Origin of the sequence: Paenibacillus sp. FSL K6-0108 (genome assembly GCF_045040695.1) — a bacterium.
GTDB classification, from domain to species: Bacteria; Bacillota; Bacilli; order Paenibacillales; family Paenibacillaceae; genus Paenibacillus; species Paenibacillus pabuli_B.
Window position 1 is genome coordinate 1,223,515 of record NZ_CP150288.1, and the last position, 23,925, is coordinate 1,247,439.

General features: G+C 46.1%; 20 protein-coding genes. 13 read left to right on the top strand and 7 right to left on the bottom strand.

Features of this window, described 5'->3' with window-relative positions; all coding sequences use genetic code 11:
* The first annotated feature begins 184 nt into the window (after window positions 1–184).
* Entirely contained in the window at window positions 185–466 is a 282-nt protein-coding gene (locus tag MHB49_RS05720; RefSeq protein WP_405155379.1) for a hypothetical protein, read from the top strand.
* A gap of 43 nt (window positions 467–509) precedes the next feature.
* Here MHB49_RS05720 and MHB49_RS05725 read toward each other — a convergent pair whose 3' ends face one another.
* The 4 genes from MHB49_RS05725 to MHB49_RS05740 form a co-directional block, all read right to left on the bottom strand.
* Window positions 510–758 carry a DUF1433 domain-containing protein gene (locus MHB49_RS05725; protein ID WP_405155380.1) on the bottom strand — a complete coding sequence of 83 codons (249 nt, stop codon included), beginning with the start codon at window positions 756–758 and terminating at the stop codon, window positions 510–512.
* A 94-nt stretch (window positions 759–852) separates the two neighbouring features.
* Complete coding sequence (locus tag MHB49_RS05730; RefSeq protein WP_405155381.1) at window positions 853–1,209, bottom strand: hypothetical protein; 357 nt, start codon at window positions 1,207–1,209, stop codon at window positions 853–855.
* Window positions 1,210–1,412: 203 nt separating this feature from the next.
* Complete coding sequence (locus tag MHB49_RS05735; RefSeq protein WP_405155382.1) at window positions 1,413–1,922, bottom strand: hypothetical protein; 510 nt, start codon at window positions 1,920–1,922, stop codon at window positions 1,413–1,415.
* A 355-nt stretch (window positions 1,923–2,277) separates the two neighbouring features.
* Complete coding sequence (locus tag MHB49_RS05740; RefSeq protein ID WP_405155383.1) at window positions 2,278–2,556, bottom strand: hypothetical protein; 279 nt, start codon at window positions 2,554–2,556, stop codon at window positions 2,278–2,280.
* Window positions 2,557–3,059: 503 nt separating this feature from the next.
* On the opposite strand from MHB49_RS05740, the gene MHB49_RS05745 reads away from it, so the two are divergent.
* Together MHB49_RS05745 and MHB49_RS05750 are read left to right on the top strand one after the other, a co-directional pair.
* Window positions 3,060–3,431 (top strand): hypothetical protein, encoded by a 372-nt coding sequence (locus MHB49_RS05745; protein WP_405155384.1) that lies wholly within the window; start codon window positions 3,060–3,062, stop codon window positions 3,429–3,431.
* A 541-nt stretch (window positions 3,432–3,972) separates the two neighbouring features.
* Window positions 3,973–4,539 (top strand): hypothetical protein, encoded by a 567-nt coding sequence (locus tag MHB49_RS05750; RefSeq protein WP_405155385.1) that lies wholly within the window; start codon window positions 3,973–3,975, stop codon window positions 4,537–4,539.
* Between the two features lie 100 nt (window positions 4,540–4,639).
* Here the strand turns inward: MHB49_RS05750 and MHB49_RS05755 are convergent, their stop codons facing one another.
* The 3 genes from MHB49_RS05755 to MHB49_RS05765 are packed head-to-tail and all read right to left on the bottom strand — an operon-like array spanning window position 4,640 to window position 8,398.
* Entirely contained in the window at window positions 4,640–5,803 is a 1,164-nt protein-coding gene (locus MHB49_RS05755; RefSeq protein ID WP_405155386.1) for a Ger(x)C family spore germination protein, read from the bottom strand.
* Complete coding sequence (locus MHB49_RS05760) at window positions 5,803–7,305, bottom strand: spore germination protein (protein WP_405155387.1); 1,503 nt, start codon at window positions 7,303–7,305, stop codon at window positions 5,803–5,805. The genes MHB49_RS05755 and MHB49_RS05760 overlap by 1 nt, the downstream gene beginning before the upstream one ends.
* A complete protein-coding gene (locus MHB49_RS05765; RefSeq protein ID WP_405155388.1) occupies window positions 7,262–8,398 on the bottom strand; it encodes an endospore germination permease in 1,137 nt (378 codons plus the stop codon). The genes MHB49_RS05760 and MHB49_RS05765 overlap by 44 nt, the downstream gene beginning before the upstream one ends.
* Before the next feature lie 276 nt (window positions 8,399–8,674).
* On the opposite strand from MHB49_RS05765, the gene MHB49_RS05770 reads away from it, so the two are divergent.
* The 10 genes from MHB49_RS05770 (at window position 8,675) to MHB49_RS05815 (ending at window position 23,899) form a co-directional block, all read left to right on the top strand.
* Window positions 8,675–10,690: a hypothetical protein gene (locus tag MHB49_RS05770; protein WP_405155389.1), complete on the top strand. Its 2,016-nt coding sequence runs from the start codon at window positions 8,675–8,677 to the stop codon at window positions 10,688–10,690.
* Between the two features lie 4 nt (window positions 10,691–10,694).
* Window positions 10,695–11,648, top strand: coding sequence for an ABC transporter permease (locus MHB49_RS05775; protein WP_405155390.1), 954 nt, complete (start codon window positions 10,695–10,697; stop codon window positions 11,646–11,648).
* A gap of 40 nt (window positions 11,649–11,688) precedes the next feature.
* Entirely contained in the window at window positions 11,689–12,570 is an 882-nt protein-coding gene (locus tag MHB49_RS05780) for a carbohydrate ABC transporter permease (protein WP_247900957.1), read from the top strand.
* A gap of 85 nt (window positions 12,571–12,655) precedes the next feature.
* Window positions 12,656–14,197, top strand: a complete 1,542-nt coding sequence (locus MHB49_RS05785; RefSeq protein WP_405155391.1) for an extracellular solute-binding protein — start codon at window positions 12,656–12,658, stop codon at window positions 14,195–14,197.
* Window positions 14,198–14,207: 10 nt separating this feature from the next.
* Complete coding sequence (locus MHB49_RS05790; RefSeq protein WP_405155392.1) at window positions 14,208–16,289, top strand: alpha-amylase family protein; 2,082 nt, start codon at window positions 14,208–14,210, stop codon at window positions 16,287–16,289.
* 55 nt (window positions 16,290–16,344) lie between these two features.
* Complete coding sequence (locus MHB49_RS05795; protein ID WP_405155393.1) at window positions 16,345–18,678, top strand: helix-turn-helix domain-containing protein; 2,334 nt, start codon at window positions 16,345–16,347, stop codon at window positions 18,676–18,678.
* 109 nt (window positions 18,679–18,787) lie between these two features.
* Window positions 18,788–19,681, top strand: a complete 894-nt coding sequence (locus MHB49_RS05800; RefSeq protein ID WP_405155394.1) for an NAD(P)-dependent oxidoreductase — start codon at window positions 18,788–18,790, stop codon at window positions 19,679–19,681.
* A 247-nt stretch (window positions 19,682–19,928) separates the two neighbouring features.
* Entirely contained in the window at window positions 19,929–20,660 is a 732-nt protein-coding gene (locus tag MHB49_RS05805; protein WP_405155395.1) for a nuclease-related domain-containing protein, read from the top strand.
* Between the two features lie 387 nt (window positions 20,661–21,047).
* On the top strand, window positions 21,048–21,947 hold the full coding sequence (locus tag MHB49_RS05810; protein WP_405155396.1) for a hypothetical protein: 900 nt from the start codon (window positions 21,048–21,050) through the stop codon (window positions 21,945–21,947).
* A gap of 176 nt (window positions 21,948–22,123) precedes the next feature.
* Window positions 22,124–23,899 carry a sensor histidine kinase gene (locus tag MHB49_RS05815; protein WP_405155397.1) on the top strand — a complete coding sequence of 592 codons (1,776 nt, stop codon included), beginning with the start codon at window positions 22,124–22,126 and terminating at the stop codon, window positions 23,897–23,899.
* The last annotated feature ends 26 nt before the right edge of the window (window positions 23,900–23,925 follow it).

Consider the following 23,925-nt stretch of genomic DNA (forward strand, 5'->3'; position numbering starts at 1 on the left):
TCTACAATGAGGAGAGATAGCTCCATCCTGACTTGTTCTGGGGGAACGGTCCGTTATTAAAAACTTCAGATCAGGAGTTGGCGAAGATGATTGTGGAACGTGAGCAATCTTATGTTTAGTTCTCTATAAAATTCCAAACTTTGGACGGGTTTCCGTGTTAATTAGGTAAGGGAGGGGATGCAAAATGACGACAACCACACTGGATGAGCAGGAAGAGACGCGTTTGTATGATGAGTTTCGACGTGAGCTGGAAGAAGTGGAGGAAGGAAAGCAGCGGCATAAAATGTTGAAGCATATGATCAAGCAGCTCAAGTTTGCCAAATGGCGAAAAGAACGATTTCACTGGTTTGATCAATATTTCCAGAATGTAAGGCCAATAACACTTTGGATCATGTTAGTCACTGGGGCGCTTATGCCAGTTGTGTTATTCAGTATTTTTATATGGGTATCCTTGTGGGTGGAATGATAAAAAAAATCGTAGATGTTTCTTTGAGTTAAGTAGAATTCATTTATTGAAGAGGTTGGATTTCATCTGGCACTGAACCCGTCTTGACTTCATAGGTATCATAATCGACTATAGTGAATATTTCCTGATCTTTGTTTCCTTTCACATATCCAATCAAAGAAACGGTATGGGATAAGTCAGCGGGAATAAACTTATGGTCTGTGAATTCAACATCAATTCCATATTTCTCTTTAAAATACATGAGACTTGCTTCTTCGGCTTTTTGAAGGATGTTTTTCTGTTCACCCGACATGCATCCGCTTAAAATGATGAAAGTAAAACTGAACCATACAAATAAGAATGCTAATGTAAAATATTTTTTGTTGGAAATGTTCACTTTTTACTCCCTAATTTTTCTTTTTATTGAGTAACTCTTTGGGAACAATGGCATTCTGGACTCTGAAAGTATCATAATCAATAAGAATTGTAATTTCAGTATCTTCATTCGATTTGACATGTCCGCTTAAACCTATATTGTGGCTAAGATCCTTCGGCATGAACTTATGGTCAGTAAACTCCACTTCTGTACTGTATTCATCTATAAAATACTTTTGCCCAACTTGAGTTGCTTCTTCAATAATCTTGCCTTGGTTTGGTATGGTGTTGCTGCATCCTACCAATAAGACAGATAGCAGTAAAAGTGCAATTGATATAATTAGGATTTTTTTAAAAATATTATTTTTACCTCCTATTATATATTTCATATTAATCTAACTCTCTTTAATATACATTAAATCTTGGATTTGGAAAATAAAAGTACTGCTAGGGACTAACATGATCATCATACCTGTTTTCACAAAACAAAAGTTAGATGGGAATTAGCATTCCCATCTAACTTTTGTTTCTTTGCATTTGTATAAATAAACGTCATTCAATGCATTATTACAGATTAATGCGTTTGGACATCTTACTTTAAAGTCTGAATCTTCTCTTGCATGTACTGGTGATAATCGCGAAAACTGCTGATGTGATGCAGAGAATCGGAGTTTTCAGACTGAATCTTGATTTTGCCCTCCCGAGGCAATTTTTTCATCTCAGCAACCACTGTTTTGGAGCCCTGGATATCTCCAGACATCTCCTGGATTCGCTGTAATAATGCTGGATGTCCTTCATGCTGGAGCATTTCGGCGAGCGGTCTCATTTCCTCCAGCTTCTGGCTGGACCGTTCAAGTGTGGTCATCACTTTGTCTTCATCCACGCTTGCATTCAGCGAAACCATACGATGAATATGGTCTTTCTCCATTCGTTCCAACGCTTCCAGGTGGGATGCCTCCAGTCGCTTGGGATCGCTCCAGCTCTCGGTTTGAACGGTATCCTTCTGCTCCGAAGCATGGTCCATATTGGTATTGCCACAGCCCCATAACAGCGTCGAGCAAGCTAACACAGCTCCAACGGCGATGATGCTTTTTAACCTCATGTTGTCACTCCTTCAATATTTTCCTGAAGGTAGTATGAGCTATATTATCCATAATCATGCTTAATTTCTTCATTTCTTTCCCAGGAATAACATATCTCTGATCAGACTGGTAAGAACGTCCTATAAACACTCCATTAAATTTGGCTCATAGAGCTTGAAAGTACAGACTTTCTGCTTATTTTTGTAAGCAATTGTTTTCGGGTACATTGATATTGATTTATAATGAATAGATATAAATAAAGGGAATTTTTTGCAAAATAACTCATCTAACAACCAAAAAAAGACCAGGATGTCATCTCCCAGTCCTATCTAACGAAGTGCAAAATACATTGGTATATCTCTTTTTAGATTTTTCTCAGGAAGAAGGGACTTCCTTTTTTGGATTTCGGCTATCGATAAACCAGCCTGGTCCTTCTACGCTGAGAACCTCCTGTGTGTCATAGTTATAGGAAACGGTGATACGTTCATCCTCATGTCCTGTTATATGACCGTATAGGTATAAGCGTGAGTGGATGGAAGGGTCGTCAATATCATGACTCGTTATAATAAAGTCCGCATTGTAGTATTCCTTTATGTACTGAACACTTATTGGTGTAGCTGTGTCTACAATATTTTGCTTATCTGAGGTAGACATACTTGAACATCCTCCTAGTAAAAATAAAAAAATAAGTAAGATCAGAGCTACAGGTTTTATTTTCATAGGGCATTAATTCTCCTTTTATGGAAATAAACTCTAAAGAAACTTTAATACAGATTATTGTAATAGACAACGTGGCGTATCACGACATACATAAATGATAAGACCTATTGGACCATGCAGATGAGGTATACAAACGAGATTTACCATCATCCGGATACAAAAATGAAAATCTATCAGGTTGGACAATAATAGAACCCAAGGGGCAATCAATGCTGATAAAGTAAAGGAAGAGTTCCCGGAAGTTGATATATCAATGACTGGACACTCGCTAGGAGGGCGCAGGCAGAATATGTCGCGATTCGTAACGGAATATCTTTAGCGAGTTATAATCCGCCAAGTGTCGTACATTTGCTTCCTGATGATCTGCAGGAGAAGGTTCGCAACGGAGACTATCTGAAAAGAATGTGGCCTATTTATTTGCCGAGCAAGGAGGTATTATGTCTATCTACCACAATCCGATCTGGCGCTGGACCATTAATCTTTTGTATCCTGCCGCTATTTTTGTCTTCCAGAGCTGGGGGCCAATATTAGATTCCTGGGCTGTTCCAATTGTATTTGTCGCATTGTTCTGTTTTCTGTGGAGTGATGTCAAGGATATGTTTATCTCTACCGGACTGACCTGGCTGGTTGCCATCCCGTGCTGGTGGTACTTCATTGAGCTTCCTAAACCAACGTTTGGCGCAGAGAATTTTGCTGCTCATCTGGTGCTTATCGTGCCGCTATTTATATTTGTGGTGCTGCTGCCGCAGACCCTGATACTGACCACACGGATGCGTATTATGGAGTACTATAGGCAGAATGGAAAATAGTCGTATAGGCGGCCGCTGCCTATTGATGCATACGGATAATTTAATATCATACATGACCTCCTAACCTATGTGTTGGAGGTCATTTTAATAATCAATAAGGAACAAACTATTTATATTTCCATATCCATCCTTTAAAATGTTCTGATAAAAGATAATTTACATTGAGCGATTACGTTTGGAAATCAGGAGGGCCCATGAGCAAGAGGAAGAATGAGAAGTTATATAATTATTTATTATTATTTTTGATTTTGTATGGAGTTACTTTGTTCATTTGGCCTATGGCTCTTTTTGGACTGGGTATGTCCTTATCGGCACCGTATCCACACACATATGATGCTTCTCGTGATCTAATGGTTAAAATTCTTTTTACCTATCCTTTAGGTGTGTTATTCGCAATTTTTTACTGTGGGATCAGTTACGAGAACGGGCGATATAAAGCCCCTTACTGGGTTGTTCATGTTCCATTGCTGTGGCCTGCTTCGTGGATCATAGTGGAATACTTAGGACTGAAATTTGGCTTTTAACGAAAAGAGGGATGTATATGACACGTAATCAAAAACGGGGAACATATGTGGTGTTTATTATAGTACTTGTTGGGCTTCTCCTCTTGATCCGATCATGCAAGACAGAAGAGTTCGACACACTGTTAACCAGAATTAACATCCAACCTGAACAGGTAATGGTAGTATCACCTATTGATTCAACAAGTCACTTGGTTTTATATAAAGACACTCAGACTGATGGAATAGCCTCTGCGATGATCCAGCATAGGAGGTGGTCCTCTAAAGTAACTAAATCTGGAGGTGTCCTTGAGGACAATAAGGATGAGCCGATATCTTATCATCTGACAAGATACCCGTATTCTAATGACAACACGAGCTATATTGTATACGGATTTATTCACAATCCGGATATAATCAGAGTACTTATCCGTTATGGGCCGGATTCTTCGTCAGCGGAAGTGGAGGCAGGTATTCTCGAACCTTCTGATCAAGGGAGATTGTGGTATGCCGTAATTAAGCAGCCAATAACGGAAATGCGGATGGATATCCGGGGGGTTGATAATGCTGGTAATACAATCTACTCTTCCCTGGACAACGAGGATTAGGAAATCGCATGAATGTTATCAAACATTTCAACCTGCTGTACAAAATATTTGCAGCACTAACCAACAAATCCCCTACCATTCGGCAGGGGATTTGTTATGGCTACACCTTCCTACGGAATTTACCCGTATATGGAATCTTAATATGAATGTCCAGTTTCTGGATGGAATCTTCCGTCAGAATCATCTTGGAGCCATCATTGGACAGCTTACGCCATAGGCCTGGGTTTTTGCGATAAACCTTCTCTTGAAGTCCATAGATATCGACCCCACGTTTCAGACCTTCGCGATACGTATGCAAGATTTGCTCCCGTAACGTTTTCTCACTAAATTGAACCATCTCATCATAGGAAGCAGGGGTGAGATATTCATACAAGGCGGTCAGGTATTTGGCATCAATGTTGAAATGAACCTCATTCCCACGAATGACCGGCACAATCTTGATGTTGGGCAAGCCAACGCTGAGCACACCATAGATTGTCCCCTCATTTTCAATAATTAATGGCGCCCGCCGCATGTCTTTGAGTAGCCAAGGGTACCCAGAAAGCTTGCTGTGAGGAAAATAAACAAAATCATCCCCGGTTCTTTCAAAAAAAGCGCCGTCAATGATGAACAGTTCATGATTCTTTTTGTTCTGTGACCAATGCTCCTTGTTCATGGCGATGCAAGGCAAATAGGTTGTCGTGGATGCATCGTTATGGGTGGCAATGAGCTTGAAACTGAGCACCGGAGGGTACAGCGATTCTTCCAGGAATGAGGGTAGAGGGTTATGCAGAATGCTGTCCAGCGGCGACATATTGTATATGGACGTGGCACTTAGAATATTTTCCAAAGGATCGCGGGTGCCGTACACCCAAGTAGTATAACGTGATTCCGGGAAACGTCCAAGCATGTCGAACACTTCCTTGATATGCTTGCTTGTCAGTATACTTTCGGTCATGACAATGGCCGTCACATGGCCCCAGGCGATATGAAGTTGGGAACTTCGGAACAGTTCGTTTACCGCAAGATTGAATGTTCTCCCCGATGCATGTCCAACCCATACGGGCGGGGTTTCCGCCGTTTTGGTTGAACTTTCGCTTTTGGCTACACTGGCAAAGTCCATGGTCTGGACATACATATGGAACATCCCGTCTCTGTAATCGATTCCGATCGCTTTGGCATAGTCGACCTGTTGGATTTCATAGGCGCTCCAGCACCCGCTGGTCACCAAACAAAGAGAAAGACTTAGCAGGCCCAACAACCATCGTTGTATATACCGCTTCATCAATCATTCCCTTCCTTGCGAGGCTCCTGAGTTTCAAGATACACCGGTCTACGTTTCATCCAGCCCTTTGGCATCTTGAACATGGAGGCCAGAGCCTGTTTGAAATGAAGCGGGCTGAGCGGCGTCAGATAAGGAATGCCGAACGATTTCAGATCGGTCAGATAGATCAGGAACAGGATAATGGAGAGAATGAACCCATATATGCCAAGGGATGCGCCCAGTACAAAACAGAAAAAGCGCAGGATCAGAACAGAACTGGTCATAACCTGATTCACAATGGTGGCCCCGGCCACTACGGTAACGGCAATGACGACAATCATGAGCGGGGATACCATGCCTGCACGGATGGCTGAATCCCCGATGATCAATCCGCCAACAACGGTGAGCGTCTGACCAATGGCACTTGGAAGTCTCACACCTGCTTCCCGGAATAGCTCCATCAGAAGCATAATGAGAAACATTTCTACACCAGACTCCATAGGCAGACCCATGCGTCCAACCGATATCGTTGCTACAAGCGGGAAAGGCAGTTGGTCCATGTGAAACGAAGTCAGCGCGATATAGAATCCAGGCAGGAATACAGTGACCATTAGCCCAATAAACCGCAGCATGCGTCCCACATTCACCGGAAGAAACGGAAAATTGGCATCCTCGGGTGATTTGAGAAGCAGAAACAAATTAACCGGCCCGATGATGACGCTCGGATTGCCATCTACGATGAGGATGAAACGTCCGTTCAGAAGGCATTCGGCGGCAAAGTCGGGCCTGCCCGTGTAGTGGGTCACTGGAAACAGTGTGATTTTCGAAGGAGACAATAATTCTTCCAGTTCATTGGCGGTCATAATTCGTTCTACATCAATTTTGCGCAGCCGATTCTGGACATCATCAATTAATTCAGGATTGGCAATGTTCTTGATATACATCAAGGCGACTTTGGTCACGGAGCGAGAACCGATTAGTTCAATATTACAGGCGAGTTCTGCTGTACGCAGACGTGTACGAATTAAGGCAATATTGACTGATAGTCGTTCAATAAAGCCATCCCGAGACCCGCGAATGGATACTTCCGTGGTGGATTCTTCCGGTGTTCGGGTAGGAATGTTGGATATATCCATACTCCACATTTTTTGAAGGGAAGGAATGCAGATAAGCATATGTCCTTCAAATACCCGCAGGGACATGAGCTCCGTTCCAAGTGGGTTCTTCTGCAGGTCCATGCTTGTCCATTGCAGGGAAATGGATTTCTCGATATCAGATGCACGAACAAAATGAGTGCTTTCGTATGTTCGCGTCAGTTCGGGAAGAATAATATCATATATGGATTTGCTGTCGACCATGCCGCTGCAATACACGATGACAATCTGCTGGGTAGACTCCCCAATCATATGGCTGCTGATAATCACATCGTCTGATCCAGCAAAAAACGTCGTCAAACTATGCTCATTGATTCGGAAGGGTTCAGCTGGAAGATGGTTCTTCTGGGGTGTGGTTGTGAGCGGCATGAGCGGGAGCCTCCTTGTCTTTTTTGTGTATGAAAGCGGCGAGGGTCAACAGGACTGTCACCGTGGATACATAGGCCAGCATCACGGGAAATTGAATATGGTTCACATAATAATCAACGTAATCAATTCTCCACCACTGTACAGCTATGACGCACATGATGAAGGTGACGATGAGAACGGAAATGTACCGTTTCTTCGGTCTGCGAATATCGAGCAGATCCACGATCAGATATATGGAGATAGCTACTCTGGCAAAAGAACCGCTTAGCCATTGATAGATGGACAGAAAATCTACGTGTTGGAGCAATTTCCCTATGTTCACCAGTTTCCATTGCTCATAGGGACTATTTCGTTGTTTTGCGGCTTCCTCAGGACCAAACTCAACGATGGCTCCAAGCGTGGGACCAATGGCCATGCTGAGCATGAATAGCCCCAAAAGCAGCAGATGCCACCAGCGAATTTTGCTTTTGATATCGTGTTGAAACAGCATCAATATCCAGATTTCCATCAGTCCGGCAAGCGAATAGATCAGGCCTCTCAAGACAGGACCGGCACCATATTCCATGATGGGAAACAACTGGCCATAGTTCTTATATTTCATATTGGCTGACATGACGAAGTATCCAAGCAGGATCACGAAGGGAAGCAGAAGACTTGAGGTCATGGCAATCGAACGTATACCTTTGGCAGCGGCCCAGGCAGCAACCAGTGCACCTACGCCTGCGAGCACATAGGGCGGGGTAAATTGCAGATAGGTGGATACCGTCCAGTTTGTTGTTTCATATAAGGTATGTGAACCAAGAGCAAGTAACATAAGTGATGCGGTGATGCGAAAAATCCATGAGGGAATTGCACCAAACTCCCGCGTGATCCAGTCTGTCAAACGCTGCCCCCGTACCCGCCGAATGATAATGAACATCATACATAGAAACAACATAAAGAATGGGGCAGCAGCTATTACGGATAACCAGCCGTCTCTGCCAGCAGCATCCAGAATAGCCGGAATGGACAGGACATGACAGACGAGTCCGGCACTTAATAAAATGATGGAAAAGGACAGCCATATCGTGATTTCTCCCTTTTCACGGTTCATGGGAATCCTCCTTTCCGTTCAAGGAAGTTTCCGTTAGGTTGTACAGGAAATGGATTTTCGATTCTTCCTAATTTGCTTTTTAGTCAAAATGTCCACTAAACCATCGACCAGACAATTTTTGTCTCTCTTTTGGAAGGAATGCCTCTGTTCTCTACATTCGTTTCCATAGACCGGACATATATTTCCTTTTCGGCATCTGCAAAAAATGTCCCTACTCTGCCTGTCATCCGAGGTATACGGTTAGGGTACATCGCAGACAAAAGGAGGACGATGCGAATGAACTGGTGGTCTTCGAACCAGCTTCGCCTTATTCAAAACAATCTCCGTGAGATTGATGCAGAGATGAATGTGGATCTCTTGATGAAAGAACTTCAGGAGTTCCACGCCAATGTGTTGATGATGAATGCGGGAGGCATCTTTGCCTTTTATCCTTCCACATTGGCGCATCAATACGTCACACCTTATCTCCACACGGATTTGCTCCAGGAATCCATTGCCAAGGCTCATGAACTGGATATGAAGTTTATTGCCCGTTTTGATTTCAGTAAGGCTCATGAATCCTTGTTCGAAACAAATCCGGAGTGGTTCTATCGGGACCGTAACGGACAGGAAGTGAACTATTTTGGCATTGTGCATACGTGTCTGAACGGAGCGTATCAGCAGGAAAAATCGCTTGAAACCATTACGGAAGTGTTGGAGAAGTATCCGGTAGATGGCATTTTCTTCAATATGTTTGGTTATCAACACTGGGATTACAGTGGCAATCATTATGGTCCTTGTTACTGTGATCATTGCAGGCATCGTTTTCAGGAAATATGTGGAGCCGAACTGTTGGATTATACTGGGCCTGAACATGAGCTGCATGATCTGTATCTCCAATTTCAGGACTTTACTTCCAGAGAAATTCTTGGCAAAATTCATGATTTGGTAAAATCCCGCTGGCCTGATGTGGCAATCAGCACCTATCATCCTCACCAGGTCGATATCATCCGAAAGGAATCCAACACATCACTTACCCGTGCCTTGCCTTTATGGCCATACTCCGCATCTGAAAATGTAGCTTCTGTCGTACAGAGTTGGGATAACAAGTTGATCAGTAATTGCAGCATCAATGCCATTGACTTGACCTATCGGTTCACAGGTGTTTCTCCATATGAGACCGAGGTGCGGTTATATCAGAATATTGCGAACGGATCCGGGCTGGATTTTTGCATTATTGGAGCATTTGAGGGGTATCCGGATCGAAGAAACTTTGCCGCGGCCCAACGGATCTTTCGATATCATGCGGAGAACGAACAGATTTATGGACGTCTGGCTTCCATGGCAGAGGTTATTTTAATTAAACCGGCAGCGGTTGAAGCGGGAGAAGAATATTTGGGGCTGTACAAAATGTTAAAAGAGTCCCATGTGCTGTTTGATGTCATCGTGGAAGAACAGATGGCAGCTATGGCGCATAAGCTCGCTCGGGTGCAAGTAATCATCCTCCCCGGGTTACAGCGTCCCGAACCTCATACTATAGAGGTACTTAAAGAGACCCAAAAGCAGGGGATAGTGCTGCTTGCTACAGGCCATGCCTTTAAGGAGAATAATGAATGTTTGCAAGAATGGTTTGGCGCTGTCCGGTCAGGGGAACCAGACATGCTTCCTGCCGCCTACTTGCATGTAGGTGACCATGACATGTTTCCCAGTCTGAAGGATCGGGAATGGATTACGGTTAACGGCGGCTTTGCTCGCATTCAATTCGATTCATCGAATACGGAGCGACATATGGCGTATATTGAGCCTGCATCCTTCGGTCCACCAGAACGGGCATATGGTCATCGAATCGGCGAAAGTTATGGTTTGGGTATCACCCAACATGGAGATTATGGGGCAGGCGTCTATTACGGATGGAATCCCGGGAAATTGTATTACAATCACGGTTTTGAAGATCACAAACATGCGGTCCTGGATATTTTGGATCGTTTCATCAAAGAGAGAGTATTGAAAACCTGTCTCCCTGCCAGTGTAGAGCTGTTTCTGAACCGGACGAAAGACGGGAATCTGCTGCTTCAACTGTTGAATCTGTCCGGTTTCAATGGAACGACATATATGGAAGCGCTACCGCTGTACAATCTTGAGATCGAACTGCATAACATCGATCCAATCATACATGCATATTCCCTGTGTTCCGCGGAGGCTTCCTCTATCAAGCAGGACGGGCACATAACAACGATCAACCTTCCCAAGTTGGCACGCTATGACGCGATTATAATCGAGATGGATCATGCCTTGAAGAGAGAGGTGACGTAGACGGATGAAAACCCAGTTAAAGACAATGTATCGCCCAAGAGGCAAGTTGCAATCCGGCAGTCTGTTCTCACGGATATACAAACATCGGATGATTTATTTGCTCGTCATGCCAGGGCTGCTGTATTTCCTGTTATTCAAGGTCGTTCCCCTCTGGGGACTGCTTCTCGCCTTTCAGGATTACAATCCGTTCCTGGGCTTTGCGGGCAGTGAATGGGTGGGATTCAAACACTTCAATGAGCTGTTTGCCAGCTCCAATTTCTACATCATGCTGCGCAATACACTCGCCATTAATCTGATTGCGCTGGTGTTTCATTTCCCGCTGCCAATTCTGTTGGCACTGATGCTGAACGAAATCCGGCATGAAACGTTCAAACGTATCAATCAATCCATCGTGTATTTACCGCATTTTCTGTCCTGGGTCGTTGTTGCCAGCATGACGTTTTTTCTGCTCTCCACCGACGTTGGCATTGTGAACAAACTGATTGCACAGAGTGGAAAGGACACGATTTCATTTTTATCCGAACCGAATTATTTCTGGGGTCTGCTCACTGCCCAGAGCATGTGGAAGGAAGCCGGTTGGGGGACGATTATTTTTCTCGCAGCGATGGCAGGGGTTGATCCTCAGCGATACGAAGCTGCAGTTGTTGATGGCGCCGGACGTTTCCGCCAGATCTGGCATATTACCCTGCCAGCCATTCGTCCAACGATTATTATTCTGCTCATTCTGCGCCTTGGCAGCATGGCAGACACCGGATTTGAGCAAATTTTGCTGATGATGAATCCGTTGGTACGCTCGGTAGGGGAGGTATTTGATACGTACTCCTACACATATGGCATTCTGCAAGGCAAGATCAGTATTGGGGTTACCGTAGGGCTGTTCAAAGGGCTGGTCGGATTGTTCCTGATTGTGGCTGCCAACAAAATTGTGAAGAGACTTGGACATGAGGGGATCTATTAACCCGTAGGGTCGTTGTTCTTTTTGGACAGGAGGATAAGAAATGAGCTTTGTTGTGCAGAAAAAAGGACTGACGCTCTTTGACTGGATCAATTACAGTCTGGTTGCCTTGATATCGCTAGCCTGCATTTTCCCGTTTTTGTATGTGTTCAGCGTATCGTTTACCGATCCGAAAGTGTATGTGCCGCTGAAGTTTTATCTATTCCCGGAAAAATGGTCATTGGAGTCCTATCGATACATTTTATCGACGAACAGCTTTCTGAACGCTTTCAAGAGCACGTTGTTTATTACGGTGGTAGGCACCATACTGAATATTATCGTTTCTTTTACGATGGCTTATGGTTTAACGAAGAAGTCGTTACCCGGGCATAAGTGGATGATGGGACTTGTCATTTTCACCTTGGTATTCAGTGCCGGTATCATTCCGAATTACTTGTTGGTTAAGGAACTCGGATTGCTGAACTCCTATTGGTCGATGATTCTGCCCGGACTGACCAATGCATGGAGCCTGATAGTGATTAAAAGCTTTCTGGAGTCGCTGCCCTCCGAACTGGAGGATGCGGCACAGATTGATGGATGCAGCGACCTGACGGCCTTTATCCGCATTGTTATCCCGTTGTCGATGCCAGCCATTGCAACATTTACGCTATTCTTTGCAGTGGGGCACTGGAATGCCTATTTTAATGCCCTGATTTATTTATCCGATTCCAGCAAGTGGACGCTTCAGCTGCTCATCAAAACCCTCGTCATTGACTCCAATTCGGTCGCCGTGGCCCAGGCAGGGGCAAGTGACGAAAGTGTTGTGCCGCAGGAGACGATCCGAATGGCATCCATTGTACTGGCGATGGTACCGATCCTGATCGTATATCCATTTTTGCAAAAGCATTTTGCCAAAGGGGTTATGATTGGTTCGGTTAAAGGCTGACTCTTACTTAAGTTAACCTAAAAAAGTTGATTAGGCGTTGATATGCAAGCGCTTACCATATTGATTTTAAGGGAGGAAAACAACAATGAACAAGCTCAATAAACGATGGACGACATGGATTTGCATACTCTTGGCCGTGTCCATGCTTGCCGGGTGCAGCGGCAGCGGTGGTTCGGATGAGGCCAAACATCCAGGTACAGGGGAAGCCGGGGGAGATCAGACTCTCAATATCAAGATGTTTGCAGGCTTATACAATGAAATTCCTGATATGAACAATGAATACTGGACGGAGTGGGAAAAACGAACCAACGCCAAGCTCGATATTGAGTGGGTTCCGTCGGGAGATCTTGATACGAAGCTGGATCTGCTGCTCGCTTCAGGGGATCTGCCAGAAGTGGTAGCTTATCAGAATCAGATTCGTCCAACCTTGATTACAGCCATCAAGAATGGTGCGTTTTGGGATCTGACGCCTTTCCTTGGCGACCTCAGCGAATATCCGAATCTGAAGGAAAACCTGGCGCCTGATGCCTTGAAGTATCTGACTGTGGACGGTGGAATCTATGCGGTTCCGCGCTCCCGATCCCGTATCGATGGTGGACTGAAGATTCGGGAGGACTGGCTAAAGAAGTTGAACCTGCCGATCCCCAAGACATTTGAAGAATATAGAGAAGTTCTGAAGAAGATCGTGGATAGTGACATGGATGGCAACGGCAAAAAGGATACCGTCGGCTTATTGTTCATCAACAATCCGCCTGCTGCGTTCCAGGCAGGATTCGGGGCTTACAACCCTACCTTTGACAATGATGGTGGACTGATGAGTCCCGGTTTAACGCCTCAGTATATCGAGATGATTGAGTGGTTCCGTGAGCTGTATGCGGATGGATTGTTATCCAAAGAATATGCCGTCATGAAGGAGAGCCAGGCTGAGGAACTGTTCAAAACCAACCGGGCTGCCTCCTACGGACGTCCAATCTGGTGGGATCACGAATGGGAGCAGGCCATGAAGAAATCAGGCCAACCGGATGCGAAGATTCTTAATCTGTCTCTGACGGGGCCACATGGGGATGTGGCGGTTGGACTGGAGACCGGAGTAGCGGGTGGATTCTACATTTCCAAAAAGGTGCCTGAAGAAAAGGTGAAGCAGCTTCTGAAGTATTTTGACATGACGGCGTCACAGGAGATGACGGATTTCTCCTACTATGGCATTGAAGGCGTTCACTATACGGAACAGGACGGACAGAAGGTTCTTACGGAACAGGGAGTCAAAGAAGTCAATACAACCAGCAAAGGTGCAGGTGTGCTTGCTTACGCCAAATGGGGCAAGGTCATCAGTGCTTCGGGCGACAAGGCTTATAATGATGCCAAAATCAAGGAAGTCGAAAACTTTGACGAGATTGGCAAGATTGATTTCTATCGAGTCATTACATCCGAAGCATGGAGAGAGACATGGCCCAAATACGCAGATGAATACAGCTCCATGCTGACCCGGACGATTGTCGGTCAATCCAGTGTGGAACAGCTTAAAGCCTATGTGGACAAATTGAATAACCAGCCTGATATCAAGCAGGCTTATCAGGAAATGGCCAAAGCGTATGAGCAATTCAATCAGCCCACAATAACCGAATAGAGGAGAAACGATGAAAATTCAAGTACCGAAGAAGGAATTACGGCCCTGGTGGCAGCAGCCGCTGCGCATCATTCAACCCAACATGCAGGTCAAGGATACAAGAAGGATTAATCCGGCAAAGCTGGCAGATCAGATGGTGGAGATGGGTGCCAATGCGATGGTATTTAATACCGGCGGGATCTATGCCTGGTATCCATCCCGAGTGAAGTATCATGTGCATAATGAATATTTGCCTCAAGACAGTGATTTGCTGCGGGACATGATTAATTGCTGTCATCAGCGGGGAATCCGGTTTATCGCCCGATTTGATTTCAGTAAGGCAGAGGACTCTGTGTATTTGCAGAGACCTCAGTGGTTCGCACGCAGGGAAGGAGGACAGCCGGAGATTATTGGAGCCACACGCCCAGGGGCATGGCCGCTCCTCATGTCAACTTGCATTAATGGAGGCTATCGTAACGAGGGATTGGCTGTTCCGGTAATCCGGGAAGCATTGCAGCGTTACGAGATTGATGGTGTTTTCTTTAACGCTCCCGGATATATATTTTGCCGATGCTCCACATGCCAGGAGAAGTATAAAGACCTGTATGGTGTTGAATTACCTGCAAGTTCAGCCGAACTTGATCCTGAATTTTCCGCCCGCTGCTTCGATGACAATCTGGGACGGATGTATGAGGAAATCAAGGCTGTTCGGCCAGAAGTACCGATGATTTTGTACTACAATCTGCACCGCGATCATCTGGAGAAAAGGGTATCCATCACGGATATGCTCTGTACGGAGCCGCAGGATGTCCTCTCATTGGGGTATCAAAAGATACCGGAATTCTGGCAGCCTGCGCTCAGTATCAAAGTGGGGCGTTCTGTTGCAGGGCGCCCCGACCCCTTCGGGATCATTCACTCCTGTCCTGGCATGGACTGGCGCCATACCGGGCTTCCACCTGCCGAGTACCGATTCTGGCTCTCGCAGATTCCGGCTAATGGAGGCCAACTTTGGCACTCCCTGACCGGAATTCCGGATACGATAACGGATCAGCGAATCTTGCGGACAGTCAGGGAAGTCAACACGGATGCCGAGAAACTTTCCTCCTATATGGACGGTGCACAGCCGGTATGCCAAGTGGCATTATTGTGGAATGCGGACCGTTCCGCGGAAGGGCTGGCGGAAGCATTGATTCATAAACAAATTCCGTTTGATGTCATTTTGCCGGAACAGGTGGCAAACGTGAATTTGCATCGGTATAAGGTTATTCTTTTGCCTGAAGGTTGCACGTATCCACCTGGTTTTGCAGGTTCGCTCCATGAGTATGTGAAGCAGGGAGGGAGTGTTCTTGCGGAGGGGCCGCTGCCGATGGGAGAAGAGCAAACCAAGTCCGTGCTGGCGGATCTGTTCGGTATTGCCGGGGAAATGCAGGAGAGTGAGTACCTATTTGCTTCCTACTTGCGCTTTGAAACTACAGTTCTTGCAAGTGAATGCACAAATCCATTGCAGCGTGAGCTGGAAGAAACCGAACTCATTCCCCATCGGGGCAAGGTGACGTACTGCCAACCGGTTGATCATACAGACGTACTGGTATTGGCAACACTCGTACCGCCGTTTTCTCCCTTGGAGAGTGTGGGGGCCCCCCCTGAGCGGGCTTCATTAGCTGTGAAACAGACCGATCTTCCAATGGCGCTGCTTCGTACGCTTGGATCGGGAAAAGCATGTTATCTTCCCTTCTCCCTAAGTAGTCTAATCCAGGAATTTAAACTGGAGGAACATTTCAGACTGTTCGCTAATGCCGTAGACCTTTTACTGAACAACCAAGCGCTGGTGTCCGTGACTTCCATTCCTGGATTACAGCTGACGGTTTTCCGCAATGATGACTTCCTGCTCATTCATCTGGTTAATGGAGCCGGGCGCAGACCACTGTCCTCTGTCCTTCCACTCCATAATATTGAGATTATAGTGGGCTCTGGGGAGGGGTGTCCTGCTGGAGAAGCCGAGGCATTAATCTCCGGAGATATTTTGAAGACGCAAATGATGGATGGTAAATTGAAAATAAACGTTCCCCGGCTGAATGTTTGGGAGTGTATCCGCATACCGCTCTTGATATAATGAACCCTAATAGTTGAATGGTAATGAGCATAAGGCAGCACACGGGGGTGATTCCATGAGACGTATCATGCATACTGTCCAATCCATATTTGATCGCTGGTTTGCAACGAACGGTTATTTGAAAAGGCTGATCTGGCTGGGCTGCATGTCGGTGGTCATTCCGGTGGTGCTTGCCGGAAGTGCGTATTATCATTTTTCCATGATCAAGTTGACCGGACAATTTCAGGATAACAATATGACCTCCCTTAACTTGCTCAAAGACCGCGTGGAGAACATTCTGACCAATATTGAACATGAATCGTTGCAGCTTGCCAGTGGTCCATTGATCCGCAGCGCACTTGGGAGCGCTCATTATGAGAGCGATTACTTTCTGCACCTGGATCTGCTGGATTTGTTCCAGCTGCACAAAAACACCAATAATCTGATTGAAGAAATGATTTATTTTGACGCCGGGAGTGATATGGTTTTATCCCATTACTATGGTTTGGTTCCATTGGTAGATTACAAGGAGAAGCAGGATATGAAGGCCGCGATGGAAGGAAATCAGGGGGCAGGCTGGATGTATCTGCCCCAATCCGGTAAGGCTGGTTATATCTCCTATGTCAGACAACTGCCGATTATGGGTCAGGGCTCGCCTCGCGGTGTGATTATTCTGCAAATGAAAGAACGGGCATTGCGAAGTCTGCTGCGCAGTTATTCAGTTAGTCTGGAGGGCCAATCTCTGGCTATTCTGAATTCAGACCAGCGCATTATTTTGCATACAGACGGACCCGAGGCGATTGGTACAGCAGCGTCTGACGATGCCATATTACAGCAAATTGCGTATTTGGAAGGCAGGGAAAGGTCAGGTCATGACGTTCTCAAGGGTACACAGGGGAATGAACTTGTGGCTTATGTAGAAGCATCCATGGGAAGAACCTATGTGTCACAGCTGCCTGAACGGGAAATGATTGCCCAGTTGAACTGGATTCGGGTATTAATACTGATTTGTGTATCGACCTTTGTGCTGGTTGGGCTGGTGCTCACCTGGTTCAGTTCACGGCTGGCTTACAATCCGATTCAACAGCTGCTGCGTTACGGAGAGCATCTGCGCAGGAGTGGACAGGATTCAGCACCTCAAGGGAACGAAATTGAATATATTAGGTCTTCCCTTAGTTATCTTAATGAACAGACGGAGAAGCTGAACCGTTATATTGAGGGCATACAGCCCGATCTGCGTGACCGTTTTTTCCAGAAGCTGCTGCAATTCAGCGGTTCATGGAGAGGCAGTTCGCTTGCAGAGGAATGTACAAGACACGGTGTCTCAATCGAGGGACAGTATCTTGTGCTGGTTGTAAAAGTGGAGAATCTGGTGAAAAAGAAGCGGTTTCTACCCAGTGAAGGCCCTATCATTGTATTTGCTTTAAAAAATGTAATGGATGAGCTGCTTAGCCAGAACGATGATCTGAGAGGATACGTGGTAGACAAAAATGATAGTGATTCGGTAGCGATATTGCACTTTGACTCAGCGATGTCTTCTGCCGAAGTGAGGCAGAGGGTGTGTCGTTATGCCGAAGATATTCATGATGCACTGGACCAGTACCTCTCCTTCTCGGCGACAGTCGGCGTAGGGAGTTCAGGTCAACTCGTTACCGTAGCAGAGTCGTTCAGGGAAGCGCAGCTGGCGCTGCAATACCGATTATTTGATGATGCGGAGAATGTCCTGTTTTACGAAGATATTGTTGCAATCGAGCGGAATCCGGTGTTTATGTATCCTAGAGAGATGGAGACAGAGATGATGGAGTCATTATGGAATGGCACCCTCTCTGATGCGGAAGATGTACTTCACAGGTTTTCCAAAAGAGTTCGAGGTTCCGGATCCTATACAATCATGATTCAGGGATATCACATGCTGTTATCGGCCATTATTCAATTCATGGAAACCAAGGGCCCTGGCATGCTGGAACGACTTGGAGGCAATCTGTTCGATCAGCTGCAGGAAAATCAGACATCAAGGGAGATGCACGATTGGTTTATCGGTGTGTTATTTCCATTATGTATAGAGATCAGTCAGGATCTCCGAACCCATTCATCCAGACATATTATACAACGTGTATGCGAGCACCTGAATCTCCAACCCGAAGGAGTACAATCCCTCTCGGATTGTGCGGAGCTTGTGAATGTCAGTCCATCGTACTTAAGCAGGCTTTTCAAGAAGGAAATGGGGGTATCCTTTATCGAATATCTTATGAATCTGAAAGTGCAAAAAGCAAAAGAATTGTTGAAGGATACCGATTGTACCATAACGGAGATTGCAGAAAGGGTAGGCTATTCGGAACGCAACTTGAACAGGGCATTTCAGCGTTTCGTTCAAATGTCTCCGAACCAGTACCGCATGTCCGTCCGCTAGATTTGAAGACAAAGGATAGACGGCGGCATACGAAAGCTTTAACATACAAATATAGCTACCCAAGAACAAGCACCTTACAAAACATAGAGAAATAAGGAGGAAACCTACGATGACAAATACGACGAAGGCACCTGCAGAGACGAAAGTTGGCTTTATCGGTACAGGCGTGATGGGCAAAAGCATGGCAGGTCACATCCAGCAGGCAGGCTACCCACTGCATGTCTATACACGCACGGCCGCCAAAGCGGAAGCGCTGGTGAAGGAAGGTGCCGTATGGCATGACACACCAGCCAAACTGGCAGCCGAGTGTGATATCATCATCACGATGGTGGGGTATCCAAAGGATGTCGAGGAAATTTATCTTGGCGAAAATGGTCTCGTAGCGAACGCCAAACCGGGCTCCTATCTGATTGATATGACCACATCCAGTCCGCTGCTGGCCGCACGGATCTATGAAGCCGCGGAAGCCAAAGGACTGCATGCATTGGATGCACCTGTTTCCGGTGGAGATATCGGAGCACGGGATGGCAAACTGTCCATCATGGTCGGTGGTAGCTCAGAGGCCTTCGAGGCGGTTCGTCCGTTGTTCGAGCAAATGGGCACCAATATTGTGCTGCAAGGCAAGGCGGGAGCAGGACAGCATACCAAAATGTGCAACCAGATTGCCATTGCTTCAGGCATGATGGGTGTATGCGAGGCACTCGCTTATGCCAAGACATCCGGTCTGGACGCGGAGAATGTGCTGAAGAGTATCGCTACCGGTGCAGCCGGAAGCTGGTCGCTCAGCAATCTTGGTCCGCGCATGATTGCAGGCGATTACGAGCCTGGATTCTATGTAAAACATTTTATCAAAGACATGGGTATCGCTCTCGAATCCGCCAAAGCCATGGGCATGAAGACGCCAGGATTGGCGCTGGCCGAATCCTTGTATCAGGAAATCTCAAGGAATGGTCTGGATGAGAAGGGTACACAGGTGCTTTACACATACTATTTACAGGCTTAATCGTCATAATCAAGCAAGCAGCGTGTTCTTTTTCTTCAATAGAAAGGAATACGCTGTTTTTTTAAAAAATCCCGTTCTCGTATGCGTCTAAAGTCACAGTATTGGTTAAAGATTCGTATATACTTTAGTTGAACAATGGATTTTTGATCCTCTTCCCTTTATTTTTGCCCCTTTTTATCCGACATAAGTAATAGAAGTATACATAATGGATGTGCGAAACCCACACTACATAGAACGGAGCTTGCCCATGTTCAAAAAAATCCTGTCTCTGTTCAAGTCACAGCCAGAGCTCGCGAACCAGAATACAGCTTCCGCTTCATCTTTACCGTCAACGGCACCCATGCCCACACGAATGGTTCGCAGTCGGCGCAAAACGAAATCGGACGGGGATTGGACCCGTCAGCCAGAGGAACCGAGCACTGCCCAGCAGCTGCAAGGTCTTCCGGGGGAATACAAAGTCCTGAACGACTTGCTCGTTTCCAATACGAAGTCCCGCTCGGGGTATTCGTCGATTGATCATGTCGTCATCGGTCCGCGTGGAATCTTCGTGATCGAGACACGAAACCTGACCACAGGTGAGATTCGCGGCGGCCGAAGAGAGGCCAACTGGACCGTCAGCAGCAGCCGAATCAAGATGTACAACCCACTGATGCAGCACCGGGGGCATGTAGAGGCCATTCAGGCACACCTTGGCGAATATAAAAGAGTTCGTCTCGTTTCCATGGTGACGTTCACCAATCGCTGCCGGATCAGCGTTGATCCCGCTGTGCGGTATGTCAATTCCGATGAACTGATTATCTATGATCATGAATTGGTGGAGACCATCCTGCGCAAAACGGAAAGGCTTGAGAACGAAGTACCCGAAACGTTGTATAAAGAGCAGGATATTCAGATGATCTACAACTTGTTGTCCGCAGTCAATTCCACAGACCCCCAGATTCGGGCTGAGCATATGGAAAAGGCCAAGGGCATCAAGTAAAGGATCAGAACCTGTTGTATCAATCGAGCGTGGCAAATTTAGAATTGAACAAAATGAAGAATAAGTGCTCTTCATATGATTCCATCACTTGATGTGAGTTGTGGATGAAATGAAGAGCACAGGATTCATATCAGCACGGTTGTCCTTTTATGGATGACGGTGCTTTTTGTGTTTGGTCTGTCAGATAAAGAAGTAGTCAGGAATACAGCAGGATACAGGCACTTTGTCGTATACACCCAGTATTTAACTTATGATAAAATAAAGACCAGATTTCATAATGATATATCCATGTTATCCGAAATACATTCATGGAATGAACTATTTATGGATTGAAGTAGAGGTTAATGTAACTCAGATACATACATAAGATAAGGGGAAGATTATACGATGGGATGGAATTATAGAATCAAGATGTTCACGGCCATTTTCAGCTTGGCTGCCATACTGACTGCATGTGGCGGTGGAGCGAAGGAAGTAACAACGAAGGAGTCCTCTCAGGATGCCGGAACAGTAGTCACAGCGACCAATAGTTCTGACACCTCAATGACTGACACATCAGCAGCAGGGAAGAAGGCAGAAGACACTGCGGAGACATCCTCAATTTCTGATACAGCGGGGTCTGCATCTGAAGAAGGCAAGATCGGACTGGACTCTACACTGGAGGAATTGAAGCAGAAGTATGCCGACAAACTTGGCTATATTCGTGTGCCGCTTAATGACCATCCGGTGCGCAGGGTAAGTGAAGAAGGCTCCAAAAATATTAATATCGCCAACTACAGCGATGCGGTCGTAAATATGAACACAGGTATTCCCATCCATTCCGATTCACAGCGATTGATTGATGATGCCTTTCCTTTTTTCACAACCGTTCAGGCACCGGAAGTGTCCTATGTATCATGGGAAGAAGCTACCAACCTGGAGCGTGCCATGGTGAAGACGTTGTTTATCTCTCGTCAGGCGCTGTTACTCACGGAGGACGCTATGAAGAACAAGGATTACACGAGTCAGACCTTTACGGACTCGATGGAATTCTTCAAGAACGCAGCGGAGTTCGATTCCATGGCACCTGTCGCACAGCATCAGTATGACATCACCTTAACGAAACTGTACGATAAAGCCCGCGATGTGTGGGGCAAGCTGGCTGCCATCGATCCGGTTCAGGATGAGGCCGCATTTGCCGAGATGTATAAAGCAGCCCGAACGGAAGCGAATAACACGATGGGGCTGCTGAACATTTTGCTGTCCACCAATGAAGAGGAACGTTTGGAGCAGACCTACGGTAAATAATGGTTTAGAAGATACGCTGTTCCGGGAAATGTTCGTAGGGACTATCCTTCATAGATTAGGTAGAAACTCTGACTACCGTCGATACGGTGTCAGGGTTTTCTGTTGTTTTTATAAAGGGTATGCTATCTTTTTTAAGAAAGTGGTGCGGGACAAGGGGGAGATGGGTGTGGAGAGCGATGAGATGGATTCAATTATGTAAACGCTTTAAATTCAGAACAAAACTGATTTTGTTTCTGTCCGCGGCGACTGTATTGATATCAGGCATCACGGGGTTAATTACTTATCGCATACATATTTCGTTGTTTAATGAAGAGGTGAGCCGCCAGTATAGTCTTACCGCAGAACAGGTACTTGCAAGACTCGACTCCAGAGTACACGACATGTATAAAGTGACGGACTACATTACATTGAACCCTTCCGTGAAAAATGCAATCAAGGCACAGGCTGCAGGCATTTCCTCCTATGATCAGATGAAGCTGGAGGATGAACTGGATGACCAGTTGTACCAGGTGCGTCTCGATGCACCAGAGATCATGGGTATTCGAATCTATGATCTTAAGGGGAACATATTTAATCTCGGCACGTTTGCAGGCTCGTTTCAACAGATGGACCCTTCATATTTGGATGATATGGTCCATAAGCTGGAAGGGACGGGCGGGGAATATGTGTGGAACCGTCTGGATGCAGATGCTTTTCTTCAGGAGGAAAAATCGAACTGGATTCTCGCAGGGCGTTTGATGCGTTCTGTTGATCTGGAGACGTATGGAGTCATGTTGATCCTCTTTAATACCTCTCTGTTTGAATCCTATCTCAAGGACCTGCGTCTTAATGAAGATATTGCCGCGTATTTGTTGGATGCAGATGGGAAACTGGTATATGCGTTTCATAATCAGGATGCAGACCCACCACCGCTTACACAGCTAAGCATGGGGGCAACAGAGATTAGGGACGAGCAGGGGACCGCTCACTTGTATACAAAACAAACGTCGGACAAAGCCAAGTTCACGTTGATCAGCAAAGTATCCTTGGCACAGATTCAGCACAAGGGCAAGATTATTGTTAAAGTGGCGGTATTTTCCGCGGCAGCCACGGTGCTGTGTTCGTGGATCATTATTACGATCATCAGTCGCAGGCTGCTGCGTCCGCTAGCCAGTCTGGTCAACGCAATGAAAAGAGTGCGCGACGGACAATTCGATACACGCGTTCCGATTCAGACCCAGGATGAGCTGGGCTTTATCGGAGAACGATTCAATGCGATGGCATCGCGGATCGACACATTGATTCATGAAGTGTATGAGCGCGAATTAAGTGAAAAGCAAGCCGAGCTGAAAGCCATTCAGGCCCAGTTGAATCCACACTTTCTGTATAACACACTAAGCATGTTTTTCTGGAAGTTCTATATGCTTGGAGATGAGAAGTCGGCGCGGTTGGTTACGGCCTTATCCGAGATGCTGCAGTACACACTGGAACCGGTCCAGCGGTTGACTACCCTGCAGGATGAAATGACCCAGATTGACCATTACTTGCAGATTCAGCAGGCCCGGTATCAGGAGGCGTTGTCGATCGAAATCTCTGTTCCTCCTGAATTGCTTCGTTGCCAGGTTATTCGACTGCTGCTGCAACCCATCGTGGAGAATGTGTTTGTACATGCCTTTGCGGACAAAAGGGACAATCGTCGTCTGAAGATTCGCGGCTTCCGGTACGATGGAAATGACGCAGAGTCGGATATGCTTATCCTGGAGATTGCAGATAACGGGTGCGGGATGGACCCATCCATAATGGATCGCATTTTTGCCCCCATGGCGCACGCTGAGGAGGAACGTCAACACATTGGCATGCGAAGTGTACTCAGACGAATCGAACTAATTCATGGAGAACCCTATGGTGTGCAGATCGAATCTACTGCTGAAGTGGGGACGATGGTACGGCTTCGTTTGCCATATCAGGTGTAGAGGCTGTGGGAGGTGTATGTGGACGG